A 22,376-nucleotide genomic window follows, 5' to 3' on the forward strand; every position below is an offset into this window, starting at 1 on the left:
CCGCCTCTCGCCACCGGAGCGGTCCCCTCGTGGTCCGTTCCCCGTCGAACCCCACGGTGTCGAGGCGGTGTTACGCATCGACTACGTGGGCGTGTCCGGAGCGAACCGATCCGATGACGTCGCCGCCCCGGTGGCGAAACACGGCGGCCCGCGCCGTGAGCGGGACTAGCCCGCCAGGTGGCCGAGCAGGTCCTGCCGGGTGACCACACCCTGCGGCTTGCCGTGCACCAGCACCAGCGCCGCGTCGGCCCGCTCCAGCACCCGTGCGAGCCGGGCGATGGGCTCGCCGGAGCCGACCACCGGCAGCGGCGCCGACATGAACTTCTCCAGCGGGTCGCCCGTGGCGGCCCGGCCGGACACCAGCGCGTCCAGCAGGTCGCGCTCGGCGATCGAGCCGACCACCTCGGCGGCCATCACGTCCGGGTGGCCGGCGCCCGGCTTGACCACCGGCATCTGGCTGACCCCGAACTCGCGCAGGATCGCGATCGAGTCGCCGACGCTTTCCTCCGGATGCACGTGCACCAACGCGGGCAGGTCGCCCTGCTTGCGGGCCAGGATGTCGGCCACGGTGGCCTCGTTCGGGTCCGCGTCCAGGAAGCCGTAGTCGGCCATCCACTCGTCGTTGAAGATCTTGCTGAGGTAGCCGCGCCCGGAGTCGGGCAGCAGCACCACGACCACGTCGTCCGGCCCGAGCCGCTCGGCCGCGCGCAGCGCCGCGACCACCGCCATCCCGCACGAGCCGCCGACCAGCAGGCCCTCCTCGCGGGCGAGCCGACGCGTCATCAGGAACGAGTCCCGGTCGGACACCGCGATGATCTCGTCCGGCACCGCGCTGTCGTACGCGGTCGGCCAGAAGTCCTCACCGACGCCCTCGACCAGGTACGGCCGACCGGAGCCGCCCGAGTACACCGAGCCCTCCGGGTCGGCGCCCACCACGCGCACGCCGCCGTTCGAGACCTCCTTGAGGAAGCGCCCGGTCCCGGAGATGGTGCCGCCGGTGCCGACGCCGGCCACGAAGCAGGTGATCCGACCGTCGGTCTGCTCCCACAGTTCGGGACCCGTGGAGAGGTAGTGCGACTCCGGGTTCTGCGGGTTGGAGTACTGGTCGGGCTTCCACGCGCCGGGCGTCTCGCGCACCAGGCGGTCCGAGACGTTGTAGTACGAGTCGGGGTGCTCGGGGTCGACCGCCGTCGGGCAGACCACCACCTCGGCCCCATAGGCGCGCATGACGTTGATCTTGTCCATGCTGACCTTGTCCGGGCAGACGAACACGCACTTGTATCCGCGCCGCTGCGCGACCATCGCCAGCCCGACCCCGGTGTTGCCGGAGGTGGGTTCGACGATCGTGCCGCCGGGACGCAGCGCGCCCGACTGTTCGGCCGCGTCGATCATCCGCACGGCGATCCGGTCCTTGACCGAACCGCCGGGGTTGAAGTACTCGACCTTCGCCAGCACCGTCGCCGACAACCCCGAGGTAACGGAGTTGAGCTTGACGAGGGGGGTGTCCCCGATCAGGTCGAGCATGGATTCGTGGTACCGCACGGAACCTCCGCCATGAGTGCGCATCAGCCGGGGCCGGATGGCCCAAAATCCTCACATTGCGCTAACTTCTCCCAGCCTAGTCGCCGCCATCGCGCCGGACACGACACAGCGCACACGGCTCACGCCCACGCCGCACGCCCCACCGCGCCCCCTGCTACCCGCCCACGCACCTGACGGTCGGTTAGGGTCGGCTTGGAGTGCGCGACGGGGAGGAGCCCGAGGTCTTGTACACGACGGCCGGTCACGGGGTCCGGCGATGATGCGTACGCGCATGGCCCGCCGGGTGGCCGCCGCGGCGGCCTTCGGCGGTGGCGGTGTGGGCGTGCTGACCGGGGCGATGTTCGCGGTGTTGTACACCGAGGCGAAGATGGCCCGGCGCACCGTGGGCGAACCCGACGGCGAACCGCCGACCGCCGACGGGATATACGGCGATCTGCCGGGCGAACCGATCACGTTCGCGGTGATCGGCGACTCCACCGCCGCCGGCCTCGGCGTCGAGGATCCGATGCAGACCCCCGGCGCGTTGCTCGCCTCCGGCCTGGCGGCGGTCGCCGAGGTGCCGGTACGGCTGGTCAACGTCGCGCTCTCCGGCGCCCAGTCCTCGGACCTGGAGCGTCAGGTCACCCTCGCGCTCCGGCACGAGCTCGACGTCGCGATGATCATGATCGGCGCGAACGACGTCACCCACCGGATGCGCCCGGCGGAGTCGGTGCGCCACCTCGAACAGGCCACCCGTCGACTGATCGCCTCCGGCGTCGAGGTGGTCGTGGCCACGTGTCCCGACCTGGGCACGATCGAGCCGATCGCGCAGCCGCTGCGCTACCTGGCCCGGCAGTGGAGCCGCAATCTGGCCGCCGCGCAGACCATCGCCGTGGTCGAGGCGGGCGGGCGTACCGTCTCGCTCGGCTCGCTGCTGGGTCCCGAGTTCCTGGCCCGGCCCAAGGTGATGTTCGGCCCGGACCGCTTCCATCCCTCGGTGGAGGGCTACGCGACCGCCGCGATGGCCTCGTTGCCCTCGCTGTGCGCCGCGTTGGACCTGTGGCCGCTGGACGAGGTGAGCCCGGACAGCTTCCGCGGCGAGGGTGTGCTGCCGATCGCGCAGGCCGCGATCGAGGCCGCCGCCGAGGGCGGCACCGAGGTGACCGGTACCGACGTCGGCGGTCGCGAACGCGGCCCGCGCGGCCGGTGGGCGCTGCTGCGGCATCGGCGTCGCCGGCAGATCCCCATCCCCGCGACGGTGGACCCGGAGGCCGAAGCCGAGGCCGCCGCCGAGGGCGATGGTGAAATCGCACCGACTGCGCCGACCCCGTTCGAGGACGCCCGGGGTAATCTGACCGAAGAAATCTGACTGGTCGTCAGTTATGGCGTGGGGCAGGTCGCACGATCCGCCTCTCCCACTTTTGACTACCAGGCAGTAACTTCAAGCGTCAGTTGCGCTTCCGTGACGACGAGAGTCCCCGCGGGGTCCTCGTACCGACGGCCGCGAAGACCACCAAGGAGTCCCGATGCCCGAAGCAGTCATCGTCGCCACCGCCCGCTCCCCCATCGGTCGCGCCTTCAAGGGTTCCCTGAAGGACCTGCGGTCGGACGACCTGACCGCGCTCATGGTCCGAGCCGCCCTGGACAAGGTCCCGGCGCTGGACCCCAAGGACATCGACGACCTGATGCTCGGCTGCGGCCTGCCCGGTGGCGAGCAGGGCTTCAACATGGGTCGCAACGTCGCGGTCATGCTCGGCTACGACCACCTGCCCGGAACCACCATCACCCGCTACTGCTCCTCGTCGCTGCAGACCACCCGGATGGCGATGCACGCGATCCGGGCGGGCGAGGGCGACGCGTACATCTCGGCCGGCGTCGAGATGGTCACCAGCACCCGGGGCAAGGGCAGCAGCGACTCGATCCCGGACACCAGGAACCCGCTCTTCGCCGAGGCCGCGACCCGCACCACCGAGACCGTGGAGAAGGGCTCGACCTGGACCGACCCGCGCGAGCAGGGCCTGCTCCCGGACGTGTACATCGGGATGGGCTTCACCGCCGAGAACCTGGCCCAGCACAAGGGCATCTCCCGGGCCGAGCAGGACGAGTTCGCGGTGCGCTCGCAGAACCGCACCGAGCAGGCGATCGCCGACGGCTTCTGGGCCAGGGACATCACCCCGGTCACCCTCGCCGACGGCACCGTGGTGACCAAGGACGACGGCCCGCGGGCGGGCACCACGCTGGAGGGCATCTCCGGGCTCAAGCCGGTCTTCCGCCCGGACGGCACGGTCACCGCGGGCAACGCGTGCCCGCTCAACGACGGCGCCGCTGCGGTCATCGTGATGTCCGACACCAAGGCGCGCGAGTTGGGCCTGACCCCGCTCGCCCGGATCGTCTCCACCGCCGTGTCCGGCCTGTCCCCCGAGATCATGGGCTACGGCCCGGTCGAGGCGTCCCGGATCGCGATGGCCCGGGCCGGCCTGACCTCGGCCGACATCGACCTGGTGGAGATCAACGAGGCGTTCGCCGCGCAGGTCATCCCCTCCTACCGCGACCTGGGCTTCGACGTGGACAAGGTCAACGTCAACGGCGGCGCGATCGCGATCGGCCACCCGTTCGGGATGACCGGCGCGCGGATCACCAGCACACTGATCAACTCGCTGCAGTGGCACGACAAGCAGTGGGGCCTGGAGACCATGTGCGTCGGCGGCGGCATGGGCATGGCGATGGTGCTCGAGCGCCTGAGCTGACCCGGCACGCCGGTCGCGCCCGTCGCGCCCGGCACGTGCGACGCATGCCGTGCGGCCCGTCCGGGACACCCCGGGCGGGCCGTGCGGCGCCGTCACCCACGCGGAACAGCCCAAGGCCCCCTCGGGTCGGGACGTCACGCTCTGGCGACAACCGGCCCGCAGCGCGACCCTGGAAGGGAAGCTGTTCCTCGGGCCGGCCAAGGGTTGCGGATCTTGCCATGTCGAACGCCTACATCGTCCCCGTCCTGATCACCGCCGCGTGCGCCGTCGCGGTGACCACCCTCGTGCGCCGACTGTGCCGACGACACCGCGCCCGCGCGGCAGCGGAGATCTGGGACCAGGCGTTCGTCGACCACCTCTTCCGCAGCCGGGACGCCGAGCGACCACCGCTGACCGTCCCCGGGCCCGGGCGCGACGAGTTCGCGGACGAGAGCGCGTACCGCGACCCGCCCGCCGACCACACGAGCGGGCGGCGCCCGCACCCGTCGGAGAACCTGACCCCGCTGCTGCCCACCCACCTCACCGGCGGCTACCTGACCGGCCTGATCGCCGGCGCCACCCCGATCACCCGGGTGCGCACCGGCTCGCCCGGCGGCGCGGGCGGCCTGGACGTGCTCGACTTCGCCGACGGCAGTTCGCTGGTGGTGATGCCCGGCGACCCGGAGGCGGCCTCACTGATCGACGTCGCGCTGTCGCTCGGCCGACCGGTACGCCTGCTCGGCACCTGCGAGGTCGGCGGCGGCTGGGCACTGACCTTCGGCCTGGACGAGGACACCACGTACGCGCTGGCCGACCGCCTGTACGTACGGCCGCCGGCGTAACCGGACCGCCCCGCGCCGCACGGCCCGCACATCGCACGACCCGCACCCGCGCCAGCCGCACATCGCACGACCCGCACCCGCTCAGATCGCCGCCGACAACTCCCGCACCATCTCCCGCGCCCGACGCACCACGTCGGCGGCCGTCGTGGCCTCGCCGTCCTGCAGGATCAGCGCGTGCTCCTCGGCCAACAGCCCCAGCGCCGAGGCCAGATCGCCGGAGGTGACCGCCACCTGGTCGCCGACCGTGAACACCCCCAGATCCGGGATCTCGCGCAGCGGCTCGCCCTCGACCGCGGCCGCCAGATCGGCCAGGCACTGGGCCAGGGCGAGCGCCGCGCCGGCCCGGGTCGGCGAGGTCTCCTGACGGGCGGTCAGCGGCGCCTTCAACCGGGCCTCGGACAGGTGCCGCAGCCGGTCGGCTACCGCACCGGCCTCCTTCACGAACGGGGCCACGTCAACCGTGAGGGAAGCGGACGGTTTCCCGACCGGCGGGATGGGGATGCGGGACGACATAACCGGAGCGTACCCAGTGCGCACACCGCGTGCGGGTCGGCTTCGACCGCTTGCCAACCGTTCGCCCGTCATGCACGCTCGGGTAACGGAACGCTCACCGGAGGCGCTTATGTCCTTGCACTTCTCCGAAGAGACCCACCGGAACCTCGTGGCCCGGGTGCCCGCCTGCACCGGCCGCGAACTCCCCGACTGGTTCCGGGAAATCGAGGCCGGGCCGGCCTTCTCCCGGTTCGAGGACCGGGTCTCCTGGCTCCAGGGCGAACACAACCTCGGACACGGGCACGCCCTCGCCATCGTCCGCGAGCACGACCGTCGTCGGCACGCGCCGGGCGGGGTCAGCTGATCCCCCGCCCCGAAGCCGCCCCACCGTCGATCCGCCGTCGAAGACCCCTGCCACGCTGACCGCTTCCACCTCCGCACACACGCATCCGCAGACGCGAAAGTGGCGGTGCCCCTTCTCGGGGGCACCGCCACTGCGCACTTCGGGATCACTCCGCACGTCGGACCGTCATGAGGGCATCACGGGCCGTCGTGCGACGCCGTGTCAGTCCCGCAGGATCGACAACAGGCGCAGGACCTCCAGGTAGATCCACACGAGGGTCACGGTCAGGCCGAACGCGGCCCGCCAGGCCTCCTTCTCCGGAACGCCCTGAGCGGCCAACTGCTCGATCTCGTTGAAGTCGAGCGAGAGGAAGAAGGCGCCGATGAGGATGCCGAGGATGCCCATCACGATGCCGAGCGGACCGCTGCGCAGGCCGAGGCCGTCGCCGCCGGCGATCAGGATCGCGAGCAGGTTGACGATGGTGAGGAGCACGAAGCCGATCGCGATCGCCATGCCGATCCGCACGTAGCGGCTCGTCACCTTGATCCAGCCGGACTTGTACGCGACCAGCACACCGACGAACACCGAGGCCGTGCCGAGCACCGCCTGGATCACGATGCCGCTGTACTGCTCCTCGAACGCGTGGCTGATCGCACCCAGGAACACACCCTCGAGCGCGGCGTAGGTCAGCACCAGGGCCGGGCTGATCTCGCGCTTGAAGGTCACGACCATCGCGACGACGAACGCCGCGAGCGCGGCGCCGACCGCCCAGCCGAAGTTCTCGAACGGCAGGAAGGCCCACGACAGCGCACCGGTGACGACGACCGTCAACAACGTCATCGCGGTACGCGCGACCACGTCGTCGATGGTCATCCGGCCGGTCTGGAGCGGACCGGCGGACTGCGCCCGGTACATCTCCTGAAGCTGCTCGGGGGTCATCGGCTGCACCGGCGGCTGCTGCGGCCCACCGTACGGGGCGCCCTGCGGCCCGGGCTGCGGCGCTCCGTAACCGGCCTGCTCCTGCCGGCCGGTCTCGAACGCCCCCCGCCGCGTGAGCACCGGGTTGCTGCTCCTCATGTCATCTCCTCCATGCCCCCGGGTGGGGGTCGTGGCTTTAGAGAGTAATCCCCGAGTAAAACGCTCGGGGCTTCCATCTTTCCCTTACAACGTCGCCGGACACGCGATTTGTGCCCGTGGTCACTGTCCGGTCATAAAAAGTCGGATGGAATCCATCGCGAAGCCGATCGCTGTCACCACGGGAACACCCTGCGCTGTTCGCGAGTAAGGGTGGCCCGCGGGCCCGGGAATATGCCCGTTCGGTGGTCCAGACCACCGAGGCCCGCCGCCGCCGATCCGCCGCCGTACGGCGTTCTTGCAGGTCAGCGGCCTTTTCGAGTTGTCCCCGGAGCGGGACTCGAACCCGCACGGCCTTGCGGCCAAGGAGGTTTAAGCTCCTCGTGTCTGCGTTCCACCATCCGGGGGCGATGCTGAGCGTAGCGGCCCCGGCGCACCGGGTTGGCCCCTTGGATTCGGAGCCCCCGCAGAGCCGTTCCGCGGGCCTGTTCGATCGCGGAGAGCGACCGGGGGCGACCCGTCCCGGTGCCGTACAGATGGTGCCGAATGAGCGGTTTGGGGCGGCTGAGCAGGGGAGTTCCGCATTCGCCCGGCGCACCTGGGTAGGACCACGGGGTCGAGGGTCCGGCCGATGCGGGCCCGATCACGCCCGCAAGGAAAGAGGCCCGATGTGACCGCCACCGAACCCATCGCGGGAGTCGGGGCGTACGGCGAGCTCGCCGCCGTCGCCACCGACCTGAGCAAGATCTACGGCACGGGCGAGACGCGGGTGCTCGCGCTCGATGACGTCTCGGTCGGGTTCCGGCGCGCGGAGTACACCGCGATCATGGGGCCCTCCGGGTCGGGCAAGTCCACGCTGATGCACTGCATGGCGGGCCTGGACTCGATCTCGACCGGCTCGGTCCGGCTGGGCGACGTGGAGTTGTCCTCTCTCGACGACAGGAAACTGACCCTGCTGCGGCGGGAGAAGGTCGGCTTCGTCTTCCAGGCGTTCAACCTGCTGCCGACGCTGACCGCGTTGGAGAACATCACGCTGCCGATGGACATCGCGGGGGTGAAGCCGGATCAGGCGTGGCTGGACCACGTGATCGACACGGTCGACCTGCGCGACCGGCTGAAGCACCGTCCGAGCGAACTGTCCGGCGGTCAGCAGCAACGTGTCGCCTGTGCGCGGGCGCTGGCGAGCCGACCGGAGATCATCTTCGCCGACGAACCGACGGGCAACCTGGACTCCCGCTCGGGCGCCGAGGTCCTGGGCTTCCTCCGCGCCTCGGTACGCGAGAGCGGCCAAACGATCGTCATGGTCACCCACGACCCGAACGCCGCCTCCTACGCGGACCGGGTCCTCTTCCTGGCCGACGGCCGAATCGTCGACGAAATGCTCGACCCCACCTCGGACCTGGTCCTGGAACGCATGAAACGCTTCGAAGCCACCCGCACCGCGTAACCCCACCCCGGCCCCACCGACACCTTCGGCCCGGTCCGCACTCCCGGCCCGCCCCGCGTTCGGGCGCGGACGCGAAAGGGCCCGGAACGCACAGTGGCGTACCGGGCCCTTCCCGCGAAACGTGGGCGACTACCCCTTGACCGCGGGCTCGACCCGCGCCACCGGCGGCAGCGCCGCCTCCGCGAACTCGTCCCGCGGATGCTCCATCGCCCCGAGCGAAACGATCTCGCGCCGGAAGAACGCGGACAGCGTCCAGTCGGCGAACACCCGGAACTTACGGTTGAACGTCGGCACCATCGCACCGTGGTACGTGCGGTGGAACAGCCACGCCGGCAGCCCCTTGAGCTTGAACCTGCCGAACATCACCGCGACACCCTTGTGCAGACCGAGGCCGGCCACCGCACCGAGGTTCTTGTGCTTGTACTCGCTCGGCGGGAACCCCCGCATCACCGAGACGACGTTGTCGCCCAGGACGCGCGCCTGCCGCAGCGCGTGCTGCGCGTTCGGCGGGCACCAGGCACCCTCGCCCACGGCCAGGTCCGGCACCTGGGCGTTGTCGCCGGCGGCGAACACGTTGTCCATGCCGACCACCTGGAGGGTGGTGCGGGTGTCGACGTGGCCGCGCGGGCCGAGCGGCAGACCGTACTCGGACAGCACCGGGTTCGGCTTGACGCCCGCGGTCCACAGGATCGTGGAGGCGTCGAACTCGACGTCGTTGGAGAGCACGCAGTGCTTGTCGACGCAGGACTTGAGCGACGTCTCCAGGTGGAACTCGATGTCCCGTGCCTTGAGGCGCTCCAGCGTCCAGGCGCCGAGCTCCGGACCGACCTCGGGGAGGATGCGGTTGGCCGCCTCCACCATCACGAAGCGCATGTCCTCGCGCTTGAGGTTCTTGTAGTAGCGCACCGCGTCGCGCGCCATGTCCTCGACCTCGGCCAGCGCCTCGATGCCGGCGAAGCCGCCACCGACGAAGCAGAAGGTCAGCGCCTTGCGGCGGATCTCCTCGTCGGTCGTGGAGTCGGCCAGGTCGAGTTGCCCGAGCACGTGGTTGCGCAGCGCGATGGCTTCTTCGATGGTCTTGAGACCGATGCCGTTCTCGGCCAGGCCGGGAATCGGGAAGGTCCGCGATATCGAGCCGAGCGCGATGACGATGTAGTCGAAGCCGAGCTCGTAGGACTCGCCCGCGAGCGGCTCGACGAGCGCGACCTTGCGGTCGTGGTCGACGGAGGTGACCCGGCCGTTGACGATCTCGGCCTTGGGCAGGACACGGCGCAGCGGCACCACGACATGGCGCGGTGAGATGCTGCCGGCGGCCGCTTCCGGGAGGAAGGGCTGGTAGGTCATGTACGACCGCGGGTCGACGACCGTGACGGTCGCTTCGCCGTAGCGCATCTTCTTGAGGATGCGCTGCGCGGCGTACAGACCAACGTAGCCGCCGCCGACGATAAGGATGCGAGGGCGATCCGTGTTGCTCATGTTTGGAAGTATCCACCGGTCGAACGCGCCGGTGCTTCGAGGCCGCGCGCAGTACCGAAGGGGTCGTCTGGTACCCTTCGTCCTTTTGCTTGTGCATTTGTGCACGGTGGGCGATCGAGGAAGATCCACTCGACCACAATCGGCCGGCTTGTCCGCCGACTCGGTCCCGATGACCTGCGTCGATCCTGCCCGAGGTACCCGGGGACGGCGCAATGTGATCTCCACCTCGAACCGCCGGCGACCACCGCCTTCGAAGGTGACGGCACGGCCCGACCGGCCCATCACGAGGAAAACGGCCCCACATGGCCAAGTTTTGCCCGGGAGGCCATGTGAAGGGATTCACAAACTTTTCCCCGAGTCCGAACGTTGGACATGCCCCCGGTTCCGTCCTCGACCCGACAACCGCCCCGAACGACATCCCGGATCGGTGTACACACGTGCGCGTACACGCCATCGACCGTCCTCGTCGTCCTCGCGGTCGAGGTCGGCGACCGCCGCGACGTCCACCGGAATCTCCGACCTACCGCTCGGGTTCTTCCGCCACCGACCAGGCGATGCCGTCCAGGATGTCGTGTTCGCTGACGACGACCTCGGTCAGGCCGGTGCGTTCCATGATCGTGCGCAGGACCAGTGCGCCCGCGCCGATCACGTCCACGCGGCCCGGGTGCAGGACCGGGATCGCGGCGCGTTCGGCGTGTGTGGCGGCCAGCAGGCGGGTGGTCACCGCGCGGACCTGATCGAGGGTCAGCCGAGCGTGGTGGATGGCGGTGGAGTCGTACTCGGGCAGGTCCAGCGCGATGCCGGCGACCGTGGTGACGGAGCCGGCCAGGCCGACCAGCGTCCGGGCGCGGTCCATCGGGACCACCGCCGCGGCCTGCGCGATCGCGGCCTCGATGTCGGCGATGGCCGCGGTGATCTGAGCCCGACTCGGCGGGTCCTCGCGCAGGTGCCGCTCGGTCATCCGGACGCAGCCGATGTCCACCGAGCGGGCCGCCTCGGGCCGGTCGGTGCCCAGCACGAACTCGGTGGACCCGCCGCCGATGTCGACCACCAGGTACGGCGTCTCGACCGCGCCGGTGCCGGCCAGTTCGCGGGTGGCCCCGGTGAAGGACAGCGTGGCCTCCTCGTCGCCGGAGACCACCTCGGGCTCGACGCCCAGGATCTCCCGCACGCCGTCCCGGAACACATCCCGGTTCTCCGCGTCGCGGCTCGCGCTGGTGGCCACGAAGCGCACCCGCTCGGCGCCGAGTTCGCCGATCGTCTTGGCGTAGTCGCGACACGCGTCGAAGGTGCGCTCCAGCGCCTCCGGGGCGAGCCGGCCGGTCCGGTCGACGCCCTGGCCGAGCCGGACGATCCGCATCCGCCGGTCCAGGTCGACCAGCGTCCCGGCGTCCGGGTCCAGGTCGGCGACCAGCAGGCGGATCGAGTTGGTGCCGCAGTCGATCGCGGCGACGCGTCGGGTCATCGGGTCTCGTCCTCCGTGGCTGCGGCGTCGGCCTCGTCGGCCTCCGCGGCCTCTGCCGCCGCGTCCGGCTTGTCCACACACACGCACGGGCCCTTGGCCCACCAGTCCGGCAGCGCGTCCAACGTCTCGTCGCCGAGCGGGTTCACCCCGCGCCCGGCGGCCAGCGCGTGGCCGGCCAGCACGTGCAGGCACTTGACCCGATCCGGCATGCCCCCGGCCGACGGGAAGCCCTCCAGCACCTCGATCGCGTCCCGGCGCGCGATGTAGTCCTCGTGCGCGGCGGCGTATCGGGCCGCGAGGTCCTCGTCCTCGGCCAGGCGCGTGCTCATCTCGCGCATCACGTTGTTCGCCTCGAGCGTGCCGATCGCGGACGCCGCCCGCGGGCAGGTGAGGTAGTACAGCGTCGGGAACGGCGAGCCGTCCTCCAGGCGTGGGGCGGTCTCCACGACGTCCGGAAGCCCGCACGGGCACCGGTGCGCGACGCCGCGCAGACCACGCGGGGTACGGCCGAGCTGCGCCTTGACGGCGTCGATGTCCTGCTGATCCATGTAGGAGAGTATTTCCTGTTTCGCTGAGTGCTTCGGACCGACGTTCGATCCGCGTGCCGTGCCGTACCGGTCCCGCTCGGGTTCGAGCGAGCCGGCCGCCGGTGCCACCGGACAAGGATCGCCGTTCTCGGCGCCCGGTACTAGCCGATCGACGCGGCGGGCGTCGGAGTGGGCGAGGGCGCCGCGCTCACGGTCGGCGTGCCGGCCCGGTCCGCGTCGCGCGTGGAGTCCCACAGGTTGCGGTACCACGGCGGCGAACCGGCCCGCGCGGGCGTGGGCGGCGCCGGGTTGCCCGGCTCGCCCGGCTGCGGCACCACCAGGTAGGCGGTATCGCCCGGGTAGACGAAGTGCAGCCGCTCGCGCGCCTGTTGCCGTACGTACGCCGGGTCGTTCCAGCGTTCCAGGTCGGACCGCATGCGTTCGGTCTCGGCCTGCTGCCTGCGGGTGCTCTCGCGCAGGTCGTCCACCTCGGCCCGCTGGTCCAGGAACTGCCGCAGCGGGTACACCAGCGCGACGGCCAGGCTCAGCACCACCAGGGTCAGCACGATCCACTTGCCGCCGCCGCGCCGGCGCAGCCGACCCAGGCTCGCCGCCGCGGACGAGTCCTTGATGGACTCGACCGCGGCGACGACCTTCGGTTTGGCCGGTGCCGCCGGACGGTCTCCGCGCGCCTGACGCGGCGGCGCGACGGCCCGGGACGCGCGGGCGGCCCCGCTCGGGGCGGTCGTCCCGCGACCGTCCTCGCGCTGCTCGCTCACGCGTCCTCCGCCGTTCCCTCGATGCGGCGCCGGCGGTGTTCCGCTCGACCCGGTGTCAGCCGTCGAAGCGCGGGAACGCGCCGCGACCGGCGTACTCCGCCGCGTCGTCGAGGATCTCCTCGATGCGCAGCAACTGGTTGTACTTGGCCACCCGGTCGGAGCGCGCCGGGGCGCCCGTCTTGATCTGGCCGCAGTCCGTGGCCACCGCGAGGTCCGCGATCGTGGTGTCCTCGGTCTCGCCGGACCGGTGACTCATCATGCACCGGTAACCGTTGCGGTGGGCGAGCGACACGGCGTCGAGGGTCTCGGTCAGCGTGCCGATCTGGTTGACCTTGACCAGAAGCGCGTTGCCCGCCTTCTCCTCGATGCCGCGCGCCAGGCGCTCCGGGTTGGTCACGAACAGGTCGTCGCCGACGAGCTGGACCTTGTCGCCGAGCTGCGCGGTGAGCGCGACCCAGCCCTCCCAGTCGCTCTCGTCCAGCGGGTCCTCGATCGACACCAGCGGGTACGCCGCGACCAACTCGGCGTAGTAGGCCGACATCTCGGCGGAGGTCTTCTTGGCACCCTCGAACACGTACGCGCCGTCGGTGTGGAACTCGGAGGCGGCCACGTCGAGCGCGAGCGCGATGTCGGCGCCCGGGGTGTAGCCGGCCATCTCGATCGCCTCGACGATCAGGTCGAGCGCGGCGCGGTTGCTCTCCAGGTTCGGCGCGAAGCCGCCCTCGTCGCCGATGCTGGTGACCAGGCCGCGGGCCTTGAGCACGGACTTGAGGCAGTGGTAGACCTCGGTGCCCCAGCGCACCGCCTCGGCGAAGCTCTCCGCGCCGATCGGCGCGATCATGAACTCCTGGATGTCGACGTTGGTGTCGGCGTGCGCACCACCGTTGAGGATGTTCATCATCGGCACCGGGAGCACGTGCGCGTTCGGGCCGCCGAGGTAGCGGAACAGCGGCAGATTCACCGATTCGGCGGCGGCGTGCGCGACGGCGAGCGAGACGCCCAGGATCGCGTTGGCGCCGAGTTCGGCCTTGTTCTCGGTCCCGTCCAGGTCGATCATCGCCTGGTCGATCAGCCGCTGGTCGTCCGCCTCGGTGCCGGCGATCTCCTCGTAGATGCGCTCGTTGACCGCGTCGACGGCCTTCTGCACACCCTTGCCGCCGTAGCGGGTCTCGTCGCCGTCACGCAGTTCGACGGCCTCGAAGGCACCGGTGGAAGCGCCGGACGGCACGGCGGCACGGCCCGAGCTGCCGTCGTCGAGGACGACCTCGACCTCCACCGTGGGGTTCCCTCGGGAGTCCAGGATCTCCCGGGCGTGGATGACGTCGATGGACGGCACGAGTTTCTCCTTGATCAAGGGGCACGCTGGTCTGCCGGGCCAGCCTAGTAGCAGCCCGCCTTCGGATTCGCCCGGGAACAGGTAGCTGTGGGCGACCGGCGGGTGACGGGAATGCGAACGGATTCCCCCGGGCGGCGCTCGGTCGACGGGCGCGGCACTCCCGGCCGGGACGGCACCGGCCTCCCACGTGCGACGGGCCACGCGACGTACGTCCGGCACGGCCTGCCGCCGCCCGGCGCCGGGCGGCGCCCGGGCGGGGCGTAGACGTCGGCGACCACCTCGGCGTCGCGTCGGGGTCGTTCGGCGTGTCGTTCGGCACGCGGGTGATCCGTACGCCGCCGGCCGGAGTTCGATCGTGTTCGACGCGGCTCGATCGGGGGGCGGACTCGGGGAACTTCTGGTTTGCTTGGGGGCGTTCGCTTTCGCGTCGATCATGCCCGGAAGGCCCGTGTACTGCTGTGGAGTTGCTGGCGATCGGCTTTGTGGCGGCGGCGGGCGGAGCGGTGCTCGTGCGGGCCGCGCGGGTGGTGCGGATGCGTGAACTGGCGGCTTGGCGGCGGTGGTTGCCGTTGGCGCTGGCGCTGATCGGGGTCGCGACGAGTCTGCTTCGGGCCGAGGATGTCGTGCTCGTCGCCGCTTTGATCGCGTTGCCGTGCTACGTGGCCTCGGTGTTGTTCGCACAGGCGGAGATCCACCGCGAGGCCGACGAGGCGCTGCACGGCTGACCCCGGGTCACGATCGCCGCCCGCGCGAGGAGTGGGGCGGGACTCACGAACCCGGGCCCAGGCCCAGGCCGAAGACCCGCCAGCGCTTGGGGGTGACCACGCCCAGGCTCGTACCCTCGCGGGACAGCGGCCGGCGCTGTTGGGCCAGACCCTCGTCGCCCAGGATGTGCCGCATCGCGAACTCCCAGCGCTCCTGTGCCCACTCGTCCTCGCGCATGGCGACCTCGCCCCACACGATGACGTGCGCGATGTCGCCGTCCCGCGCCATCGACAGACAGACCCGCGGATCGTGTTCCAGATTGGCCTTCTTGGTCCGGCCGGTGAGGCTGAGGTAGAGGTACTCGTCGTCGTACGCGAGCATCACGGGTGTCACGTGCGGCTCCCCCGTCGGGGTCACCGTGCCCACGTGCACCCAGTGCTCCGGATCGCCGAGCATCGCGTCCAGAGCCGTCCTCAGTTCGGGGTCGATCATCGGAGGATCCGCCTTTCGCAGCACAGGGGCCTCATGGCCACCGTACTGCGCCCTCCGCCCCACCGGTCACGGTATTACCGTCCATCAGGTGTACGAGGATCGTCCCGATCGTGACGAGGGTCCGCCTCGATCCCGACGGGCGTCGTGCGGATCCTCTAGAAGTCGTCCGGGTACGGCGCCGACAACACCTCGGTCCCGGCCGGCTCCGGCGTGACGTAGCCCGGCAGCAGTTCGGTCAGCAGCGCGCGCACCGCCTTCGTGTCGTTGACCGCCGCCGCGTCGTACAACTCCGGCAACCGCACCACCGCGTCCAGCGCCTGGCCCGGCGGCACCGTGGCCTGGATCCGGCGGTGCTCGGTGGGCAGGCGCTCCTCGGTGGCCGAGAACAGCGCCTCGTTGAGTTTCTCGCCCGGACGCAGGCCGGTGAAGCGGATCGGCACGTTGGGCAGATTCACCTGCTCGGCGAACTTGTGCACCAGGTCCACGATCCGTACCGGCTCGCCCATGTCGAGGACGAAGATCTCCCCGCCCTGGGCCATCCGACCCGCCTCCAGGACCAGTCCCACGGCCTCCTCGATGGTCATGAAGAACCGGGTGACGTCCGGGTGCGTGACGGTGACCGGGCCGCCCGCGCGCAGTTGCTCGGCCAGTACGGACAACAACGAGCCCCGGCTGCCCAGCACGTTGCCGAAACGCACGCCCGCGAACACCCCGGGCGCCTGCGTGTTGGCCTGCACGATCAGTTCGGCGAGCCGCTTGGTCGCGCCGAGCACCGAGACCGGGTCGGCCGCCTTGTCCGTGGAGATCAGTACGAACCGCTCGACCCCCACGTCGAGCGCGGCCCGGACCAGGTTCTCCGTGCCCAGCACATTGGACTTGACCGCCTCGCACGGATGCCGCTCCAGCAGCGGCAGGTGCTTGTGCGCGGCGGCATGGAAGACCACCTCCGGCTTGAGGTCGTGAAAGAGCTGCTCGATCCGCGGCCGATCCCGGATGTCCGCGATCACCAGCGTCTCGTCGTCGAGCAACGCCTCGCCCCACACGTCGAGTTGGAGGCGGTGCAGGTTGGACTCGTCGTGGTCGAGCATGTACATCCGGCTCGGCCCGAAGCCGTACACCTGCCGGCACAACTCGCTGCCGATCGAGCCGCCCGCGCCGGTGATCAGCACCCGGCGGCCCGCGATCACCTCGCGCACGGACGCCGAGACCACGTGCAGTTCCTGCCGACCGATCAGTCGGTTGACGTCGAGCATGCGCATGTCGCTGCCGACCACGTCGCGCCGCAACGCGACCAGGAAGGACGGCAGATACCGCACCGCGGCGCCGATCGCGGCGGCCCCGGCGGCCACCTTGCGAAACTCCTCGTGCGCAAGCCCCGGGATGGCCAGCACGACCACCTCGATGCCGTGCTCCAGTGCCACGTCGGTCAGGGCGGCGAGGCCGCCCAGGACCGGAAGTAGATGTTGTGGATTGTCCGCGTCGGCGACGCGTACTCCGTCCTTGTCGGGGTCGTCGTCGAGGAACCCGATCGGACGCAACCCGAAATCGGGCGTCCGCAACAGATCCCGCGCCAACGCGCTGCCCGCCGACCCGGCCCCCACGACCAGGGTCCGCAGACCCGCTCCCGAAATATCCGTCGCTGCCGAACTCCGACCCATCAAGCCCCCCTTGGTCAGGTGCAGCGTGATCGGCATCGGATCGTGCACCGACCACCCGCGGCACCGACACACCGGTGCGGAAGGGCGTCCCTCCCCATCGCACCACGCCCCACCCCGGCGGTCGTACGCGACTGCCCCAATTGCCCCCACGACCCCGGTGGCCCCACAGTCGCGACGTCACTTGCGGCCCAGGCGCATCGGATGGACCAACAACCGCGCAGGCAACCACCGGCACTCGGGATTCAGCGTACGGCCCACCCTCGGCCCCCGTCGCGGTTTTGCCCAAACGCCCGCAACTTCGCCTTTTCCCTGTCCGCGAAGCATCACCCGGTGATCATCGGGGTGTTCCCGGCTCGTGTTCGTGCCGTCATCCCGCCGTGCCCGACCGCGGCCGACACCGAGGTGGACACGTGTGGAGTCGGCCGGCCGCCCCCCGAGGCGCCCGGCCGCCCGCGCTACTCCGCCTCTTCCGCCAGCTCCAGCCAGCGCATCTCCAACTCGTCGCGCTCGTCCCGGATCGCGCGCAGTTCGGCGTCCAGCGCGGAGACCTTGTCGAAGTCGGTGGCGTGCTCGGCCAGGCCGTCGTGCACCTTCTTCTCCCGGTCGGCCAGCTTGGTCAACTGCCGCTCCACCCGCTGGAGTTCCTTCTTCGCCGCGCGGGTGTCGCCGGAACCGCGCCGGGTCGGCGCGGCGGTCGCCCCGGCCTCGACCGCGTCCCTACGGCGCTTGAGGTACTCCTCGATGCCGCCCGGCAACATCCGCAGCGTGCGGTCGCCGAGCAGCGCGAGCACGGTGTCCGTGGTGCGCTCGATGAAGTACCGGTCGTGGCTGACGATCACCAGCGAACCCGGCCAGCCGTCCAGCAGGTCCTCCAACTGGGTCAGCGTCTCGATGTCCAGGTCGTTGGTCGGTTCGTCCATGAACAGCACGTTCGGCTCGTCCATCAACAACCGCAGCAGCTGCAGACGGCGACGCTCGCCACCGGACAGGTCGGAGACCGGCGTCCACTGCTTCTCACCGGTGAAGCCGAACTGCTCGCAGAGCTGACCGGCCGTCAGTTCCTTGCCCTTGCCGATCTCGACCCGCTCGCGGATCTGCGACACCGCCTCCAGCACCCGCAGCGTGGGCGGGAGTTCGGCGACCTCCTGGGAGAGGTAGGCGAGTTTGACGGTACGACCGACCACGACCTTGCCGGCGGCCGGCTGCCGGTCCTGGTACGCCGCGTCCTTGAGCGCGCGCAGCAGCGAGGTCTTGCCCGCGCCGTTGACGCCGACCAGGCCGATCCGGTCGCCCGGGCCCAGGTTCCAGGTCAGGTGCTCCAGCAGCGTCTTGGGGCCCGCCTCGATCCGTACGTCCAGCAGCTCGAACACGGTCTTGCCCAGCCGCGCGTTGGCGAAGCCGCGCAGCGCCAGGGTGTCGCGCGGCGGCGGCTCGTCCGCGATCAGCTCGTTCGCCGCCTCGATCCGGAACTTGGGCTTGGACGTGCGCGCGGGCGCGCCGCGCCGCAGCCAGGCCAGCTCCTTGCGGACCAGGTTCTGCCGCTTGGTCTCCTCGGTGCTCGCGATCCGCGCGCGCTCGGCCCGGGCCAGCACGTACGCCGAGTAGCCGCCCTCGTAGTCGTGCACCTTGCCGCCCTGCACGTCCCACGTGCGGGTGCAGACCTCGTCCAGGAACCAGCGGTCGTGGGTGACCACGACGAGCGCGGAGCGCCGGGTCTTGAGGTGGCCGGCCAGCCACGCGATGCCCTCGACGTCGAGGTGGTTGGTCGGCTCGTCCAGGATGATCAGGTCGTGCTCTTCGATCAGCAGCTTCGCCAGCGCGATCCGCCGCCGCTCGCCGCCGGACAGCGGGCCGATCACCGAGTCGATGCCGCTCTCGAAGCCGGGCATGGCCAGCCCGCCGAACAGCCCGGTCAGCACGTCGCGGATGCGCGCGTCGCCCGCCCACTCGTGTTCGGGGCGGTCGCCGACGATCTCCTGGCGCACGGTCGCCGCCGGGTCGAGGTCGTCCTGCTGGCTCAGGATGCCCAGGCTGAGGCCCCCCACGTGGGTGACCCGGCCCGAATCGACCGGCTCCCGCTGGGCCATCACCCGGATCAGCGTGGTCTTGCCGTCCCCGTTGCGGCCCACGACCCCGATCCGGTCGCCTTCGGCGACACCGAGGGACACCTCGTCGAGCAAGGTGCGCATGACATACGCCTTGCCGACCGACTCAAGATTGACCAGGTTCGCCATCAGACCGAACCGCCATACCGCAACGCTCGCATTCGACCAACTCTAACGGTCCGCGCTACACGGTGTTCTCGCGCTCCACCGGAACGACCCGGCGCGGCAACACCCGGGCACCGGGCACAGCGCCGAACGCGACCCGCGCGGCCCGGCAGGTGCCCGATCCGGTGAGCCGCTCGGCCACCACGTGCGCGGTCTCCCGGTCCGGCGCCAGGAACGCGCACGTCGGTCCGGACCCGGACACCAGCGAGCCGACCGCGCCCGCGGCCATGCCCGCGCGCAGCGTCGCGGCCAGCGCCGGCCGCAACGACAGCGCCGCCGGTTGCAGGTCGTTGACCAGGTTCGCGCCCAGCGCGTGCGCGTCGCCGGCCCGCAGCGCGGCGATCAGTTCCTCGCGCGGCGCGGGCCGCCCGACCGCCTCGCCCGCGACCTCGCGCAACCGGTCGCACTCGCCGTACACGGCCGGCGTCGACAGCCCGCCGTCGGCCAGCGCGAACACCCAGTGGAAGCGCGCCGTGGTCGGCACCGAGGCCAACCGCTCGCCCCGTCCGGTGCCGATCGCGGTGCCGCCCAGGTCGGAGAACGGCACGTCGCTGCCCAACTCCGCGCCCAGCCGGCGCAACATCTCGCGAGGCGTGTCGCCGCGCCAGAGCGTGTCGCACGCGAGCAGCGTCGCCGCCGCGTCCGCGCTGCCGCCGGCCATGCCGCCCGCGACCGGGATGCCCTTGCGGATGTGGATGCGCACGTTCGGCTCGCGCCCGAGCCGGTCGGCGAGCAGGATCGCCGCGCGCGCGGCCAGGTTGCTGTGGTCCAGCGGAACCTCGGCGATGCCCTCGCCCTCGCAGGCCAGGCTCAACCGGTCCGCGGGCGTGACGGTGACCTCGTCGTACAGCGACACGGCGTGGAAGACGCTGACCAGCTCGTGGAAGCCGTCCGGCCGCACCCCACCGACCGCGAGTTGCAGGTTGACCTTCGCGGGAACACTGACGGTGACGGAAGACACGGCTCGTGGAACTCCTTCGTGGCCCTGTCGGGCCTCTTCGGACGGGGGCCGTGCGAACTCCTCGGCACCGTCGCCGATGGTATCGACGGCGGCCCCGCGTCCTCAGGCGCGGGGCTCGTTCGGGTCGGCCTCGCCCGGCACGGTCGGCTCACCCGAATCGCCCCGCACACCCGGCGGGGCCGACCCGGGACGATGCTCGGCGATCCGGGCGAACGCCTCGACACCCAGCGCCTCGCCGCGCGTGCGCGGGTCGATCCCGGCCGCGCGCAGTGCCTGTTCGGCACCGGCGGCGGAACCGGCCCAGCCCGCCAGAGCGGCCCGCAGCGTCTTGCGCCGCTGCGCGAACGCGGCGTCGACCACCGCGAACACCTCCCGGCGGGTCGCCGTGGTCTTCGGCGGCTCGCGGCGCACGAACGACACCAGGCCCGAATCGACGTTGGGCGCGGGCCAGAACACGTTGCGCCCGATCGCGCCCGCGCGCTTGACGTCGGCGTACCACGCGGCCTTGACCGAGGGCACGCCGTACACCTTGCCGCCGGGCGTCGCGGCGAGCCGGTCCGCCACCTCGGACTGCACCATCACCAGCAGCCGCTCCAGCGACGGGAAGGTCTGCAACATGTGCAGCAGCACCGGCACGGACACGTTGTAGGGCAGGTTCGCCACCAGCGCGGTCGGCGCCGGCCCCGGCAGTTCGGTCACCGTCATCGCGTCCGCGTGCACGAGCGCGAAGTCGGCCGCCCGTTCGGGCATCCGGGCCTCGATGGTGGTCGGCAGGTGCCGGGCGAGCACCGGGTCGATCTCGACCGCGACCACCCGCGCGGCGCTCTCCAGGAGCGCCAGCGTCAACGAGCCGAGCCCGGGGCCGATCTCGACCACCACGTCCTCGGCGCGCACGCCGGCGGTCCGCACGATGCGCCGCACCGTGTTGGCGTCGATCACGAAGTTCTGGCCGAGCTGCTTGGTCGGGCGTACACCCAGGGCCTCGGCGAGCGCGCGGATGTCCGCGGCACCGAGCAGTCCCGGTCCCGCGGGAAGATCACTCACGAGTAGAGCCTACTGCCGCACAGCGGCCACGGACTCGACCCCCGTTGGACGAACATGAGCTTTGCCCGATATGTCTGTTCCGACGCCGGTGCCTGACTTGCCACCCCGGTGCCGCCCATCGACTGCCAGGTCTGCGCGTCGAACTGGTAGAGCCCGTGATAGGTCCCGGACGCGTCCACCACGTTCGCCCGGCCCCCCGACTCGCACTGCGCGAGCGCGCCCCAGTTGAGCTGGTCGGCCCCGGCCACCGAGTTCGGCATCTCCTTGGTGCCGACCTTGACGATCTGGGTCACCGGCTCCTTGACCACCTTCTCGGAGATCTTGCGCGGCTCCTGCTTGACGCCGTTGATCGTCTCGTACGAGTAGGTGATCTGGCGCAGCCCCACCACACCCTTGGTGGCGACCTCCTCGGTCCCCTTGAACTGGGTCGGGTCGTCCTGCTTGGTGGTCTTGAACGGGATCTTCTCGTCCTTGGTCACGGTGGTGCCGGTGACCCGCAGGATCGAGATGGTCTGCCCCTGCTGGGGATACGCGTCGGTCGGCGTGTCCACCCGGTCCTGTGGCCCTATCGCGATCCCGGCCTGCTCCAGGGCGGCCTGCACGGTCGGCGCGTTGGTCCGCAGCGGCACGGTCTTTCCGTCGACCAGGAAGGTGATCGCCCGCTCGGTGCGCACGTCCAGGTTCAGCCCCTGGCGGCCGATCGGCAGGTCGCGCGACACCGACAGGTACGCGCCGTCCGCCCGCACGCCGACCTGCTCCAGCGCCTCGGACACCGACTTCGCGGTCACCCAGACCTGCTGGGGGCGCCCGTCGACGGTCATCGTCAGCAGCCGGCCGTAGCGCACCGCGACGCGGTCGCCGTCCTCGATTCCCGCCTCGCGTCCCGGCGCGACGATGTCGTGCTCGCCGACCTTGATCTCCTGGCGCCCGAGCAGCCCGGAGACGTCCGAGGCGAACGTGTGCACGGTGCGCTCCTCGCCGTCCACGACGAGGGTGACCGTCTTGTCGTAGGAGACGAAGGCCGTGGTGCCACCGACCAGGACGGCGACCACGAGGGCCTGCGGAACGAGAGTGCGCAGAGAGGGTCCGGGGCGGCTGCCGCCCCGACCCGCCCGGGCGGTGTTGCGCCTGCGGGCGGAGCCGGCGGAACGACTCAACGGTGCTCCTGGGGGATTCCGAAGGGGCTGGTCCGGTGTGGTGCGGGGGTGTGGTGCGGGG

20 protein-coding genes and 1 tRNA gene are annotated in these 22,376 nt (G+C 71.1%); 6 read left to right on the forward strand and 15 right to left on the reverse strand.

What is annotated here, in order from left to right; translation table 11 throughout:
- Nucleotides 1-165: 165 nt before the first annotated feature.
- On the reverse strand, nucleotides 166-1,542 hold the full coding sequence (locus ACWCPW_RS44960) for a cystathionine beta-synthase (RefSeq protein WP_449767421.1): 1,377 nt from the start codon (nucleotides 1,540-1,542) through the stop codon (nucleotides 166-168).
- A gap of 256 nt (nucleotides 1,543-1,798) precedes the next feature.
- On the opposite strand from ACWCPW_RS44960, the gene ACWCPW_RS44965 reads away from it, so the two are divergent.
- From ACWCPW_RS44965 to ACWCPW_RS44975, 3 genes are all read left to right on the forward strand, one after another.
- On the forward strand, nucleotides 1,799-2,890 hold the full coding sequence (locus tag ACWCPW_RS44965) for an SGNH/GDSL hydrolase family protein (protein WP_449767422.1): 1,092 nt from the start codon (nucleotides 1,799-1,801) through the stop codon (nucleotides 2,888-2,890).
- 157 nt (nucleotides 2,891-3,047) lie between these two features.
- Nucleotides 3,048-4,268, forward strand: coding sequence for an acetyl-CoA C-acetyltransferase (locus ACWCPW_RS44970; protein WP_449767423.1), 1,221 nt, complete (start codon nucleotides 3,048-3,050; stop codon nucleotides 4,266-4,268).
- A gap of 218 nt (nucleotides 4,269-4,486) precedes the next feature.
- Nucleotides 4,487-5,089: a hypothetical protein gene (locus tag ACWCPW_RS44975; RefSeq protein ID WP_449767424.1), complete on the forward strand. Its 603-nt coding sequence runs from the start codon at nucleotides 4,487-4,489 to the stop codon at nucleotides 5,087-5,089.
- An 81-nt stretch (nucleotides 5,090-5,170) separates the two neighbouring features.
- Here the strand turns inward: ACWCPW_RS44975 and ACWCPW_RS44980 are convergent, their stop codons facing one another.
- Nucleotides 5,171-5,542 (reverse strand): hypothetical protein, encoded by a 372-nt coding sequence (locus ACWCPW_RS44980; RefSeq protein WP_449767425.1) that lies wholly within the window; start codon nucleotides 5,540-5,542, stop codon nucleotides 5,171-5,173.
- 169 nt (nucleotides 5,543-5,711) lie between these two features.
- Between ACWCPW_RS44980 and ACWCPW_RS44985 the strand changes: the two genes are divergently transcribed.
- Nucleotides 5,712-5,945 (forward strand): DUF4287 domain-containing protein, encoded by a 234-nt coding sequence (locus tag ACWCPW_RS44985; RefSeq protein ID WP_395864142.1) that lies wholly within the window; start codon nucleotides 5,712-5,714, stop codon nucleotides 5,943-5,945.
- A gap of 201 nt (nucleotides 5,946-6,146) precedes the next feature.
- Here ACWCPW_RS44985 and ACWCPW_RS44990 read toward each other — a convergent pair whose 3' ends face one another.
- Together ACWCPW_RS44990 and ACWCPW_RS44995 are read right to left on the reverse strand one after the other, a co-directional pair.
- Nucleotides 6,147-7,001 (reverse strand): Bax inhibitor-1/YccA family protein, encoded by an 855-nt coding sequence (locus tag ACWCPW_RS44990; RefSeq protein WP_449767426.1) that lies wholly within the window; start codon nucleotides 6,999-7,001, stop codon nucleotides 6,147-6,149.
- 322 nt (nucleotides 7,002-7,323) lie between these two features.
- Nucleotides 7,324-7,405, reverse strand: a tRNA-Leu gene (locus tag ACWCPW_RS44995).
- A 224-nt stretch (nucleotides 7,406-7,629) separates the two neighbouring features.
- Between ACWCPW_RS44995 and ACWCPW_RS45000 the strand changes: the two genes are divergently transcribed.
- Nucleotides 7,630-8,445, forward strand: a complete 816-nt coding sequence (locus ACWCPW_RS45000) for an ABC transporter ATP-binding protein (protein WP_449767427.1) — start codon at nucleotides 7,630-7,632, stop codon at nucleotides 8,443-8,445.
- A gap of 129 nt (nucleotides 8,446-8,574) precedes the next feature.
- On the opposite strand, the gene ACWCPW_RS45005 is transcribed toward ACWCPW_RS45000, so the two are convergent.
- From ACWCPW_RS45005 to eno, 5 genes are all read right to left on the reverse strand, one after another.
- Nucleotides 8,575-9,921 (reverse strand): NAD(P)/FAD-dependent oxidoreductase, encoded by a 1,347-nt coding sequence (locus ACWCPW_RS45005; protein WP_449767428.1) that lies wholly within the window; start codon nucleotides 9,919-9,921, stop codon nucleotides 8,575-8,577.
- A gap of 520 nt (nucleotides 9,922-10,441) precedes the next feature.
- On the reverse strand, nucleotides 10,442-11,386 hold the full coding sequence (locus ACWCPW_RS45010) for a Ppx/GppA phosphatase family protein (RefSeq protein WP_449767429.1): 945 nt from the start codon (nucleotides 11,384-11,386) through the stop codon (nucleotides 10,442-10,444).
- On the reverse strand, nucleotides 11,383-11,934 hold the full coding sequence (locus ACWCPW_RS45015; protein ID WP_449767430.1) for a DUF501 domain-containing protein: 552 nt from the start codon (nucleotides 11,932-11,934) through the stop codon (nucleotides 11,383-11,385). The genes ACWCPW_RS45010 and ACWCPW_RS45015 overlap by 4 nt, the downstream gene beginning before the upstream one ends.
- Nucleotides 11,935-12,074: 140 nt before the next feature.
- A complete protein-coding gene (locus ACWCPW_RS45020; protein ID WP_449767431.1) occupies nucleotides 12,075-12,692 on the reverse strand; it encodes an FtsB family cell division protein in 618 nt (205 codons plus the stop codon).
- A 55-nt stretch (nucleotides 12,693-12,747) separates the two neighbouring features.
- On the reverse strand, nucleotides 12,748-14,028 hold the full coding sequence (gene eno / locus ACWCPW_RS45025) for a phosphopyruvate hydratase (RefSeq protein ID WP_449767432.1): 1,281 nt from the start codon (nucleotides 14,026-14,028) through the stop codon (nucleotides 12,748-12,750).
- A 458-nt stretch (nucleotides 14,029-14,486) separates the two neighbouring features.
- Between eno and ACWCPW_RS45030 the strand changes: the two genes are divergently transcribed.
- Nucleotides 14,487-14,753 carry a hypothetical protein gene (locus ACWCPW_RS45030; RefSeq protein WP_449767433.1) on the forward strand — a complete coding sequence of 89 codons (267 nt, stop codon included), beginning with the start codon at nucleotides 14,487-14,489 and terminating at the stop codon, nucleotides 14,751-14,753.
- Between the two features lie 43 nt (nucleotides 14,754-14,796).
- Here the strand turns inward: ACWCPW_RS45030 and ACWCPW_RS45035 are convergent, their stop codons facing one another.
- The 6 genes from ACWCPW_RS45035 to ACWCPW_RS45060 form a co-directional block, all read right to left on the reverse strand.
- Nucleotides 14,797-15,225 carry a pyridoxamine 5'-phosphate oxidase family protein gene (locus ACWCPW_RS45035; RefSeq protein ID WP_449767434.1) on the reverse strand — a complete coding sequence of 143 codons (429 nt, stop codon included), beginning with the start codon at nucleotides 15,223-15,225 and terminating at the stop codon, nucleotides 14,797-14,799.
- 155 nt (nucleotides 15,226-15,380) lie between these two features.
- A complete protein-coding gene (locus tag ACWCPW_RS45040; protein ID WP_449767435.1) occupies nucleotides 15,381-16,919 on the reverse strand; it encodes a polysaccharide biosynthesis protein in 1,539 nt (512 codons plus the stop codon).
- Nucleotides 16,920-17,338: 419 nt separating this feature from the next.
- Complete coding sequence (locus tag ACWCPW_RS45045; RefSeq protein ID WP_449767459.1) at nucleotides 17,339-19,120, reverse strand: ABC-F family ATP-binding cassette domain-containing protein; 1,782 nt, start codon at nucleotides 19,118-19,120, stop codon at nucleotides 17,339-17,341.
- Between the two features lie 52 nt (nucleotides 19,121-19,172).
- The gene (locus ACWCPW_RS45050) at nucleotides 19,173-20,114 is read right to left on the reverse strand and encodes a 4-(cytidine 5'-diphospho)-2-C-methyl-D-erythritol kinase (protein ID WP_395864164.1); all 942 of its coding nucleotides are present in this window, start codon (nucleotides 20,112-20,114) and stop codon (nucleotides 19,173-19,175) included.
- Nucleotides 20,115-20,216: 102 nt separating this feature from the next.
- Nucleotides 20,217-21,158 (reverse strand): 16S rRNA (adenine(1518)-N(6)/adenine(1519)-N(6))-dimethyltransferase RsmA, encoded by a 942-nt coding sequence (rsmA, locus tag ACWCPW_RS45055; RefSeq protein ID WP_449767436.1) that lies wholly within the window; start codon nucleotides 21,156-21,158, stop codon nucleotides 20,217-20,219.
- Nucleotides 21,155-22,315, reverse strand: a complete 1,161-nt coding sequence (locus ACWCPW_RS45060) for a ubiquitin-like domain-containing protein (protein WP_449767437.1) — start codon at nucleotides 22,313-22,315, stop codon at nucleotides 21,155-21,157. Before ACWCPW_RS45060 ends, rsmA begins: the two co-directional genes overlap by 4 nt.
- Between the last annotated feature and the right edge of the window lie 61 nt (nucleotides 22,316-22,376).

It is taken from the genome of Embleya sp. NPDC001921 (genome assembly GCF_053594475.1).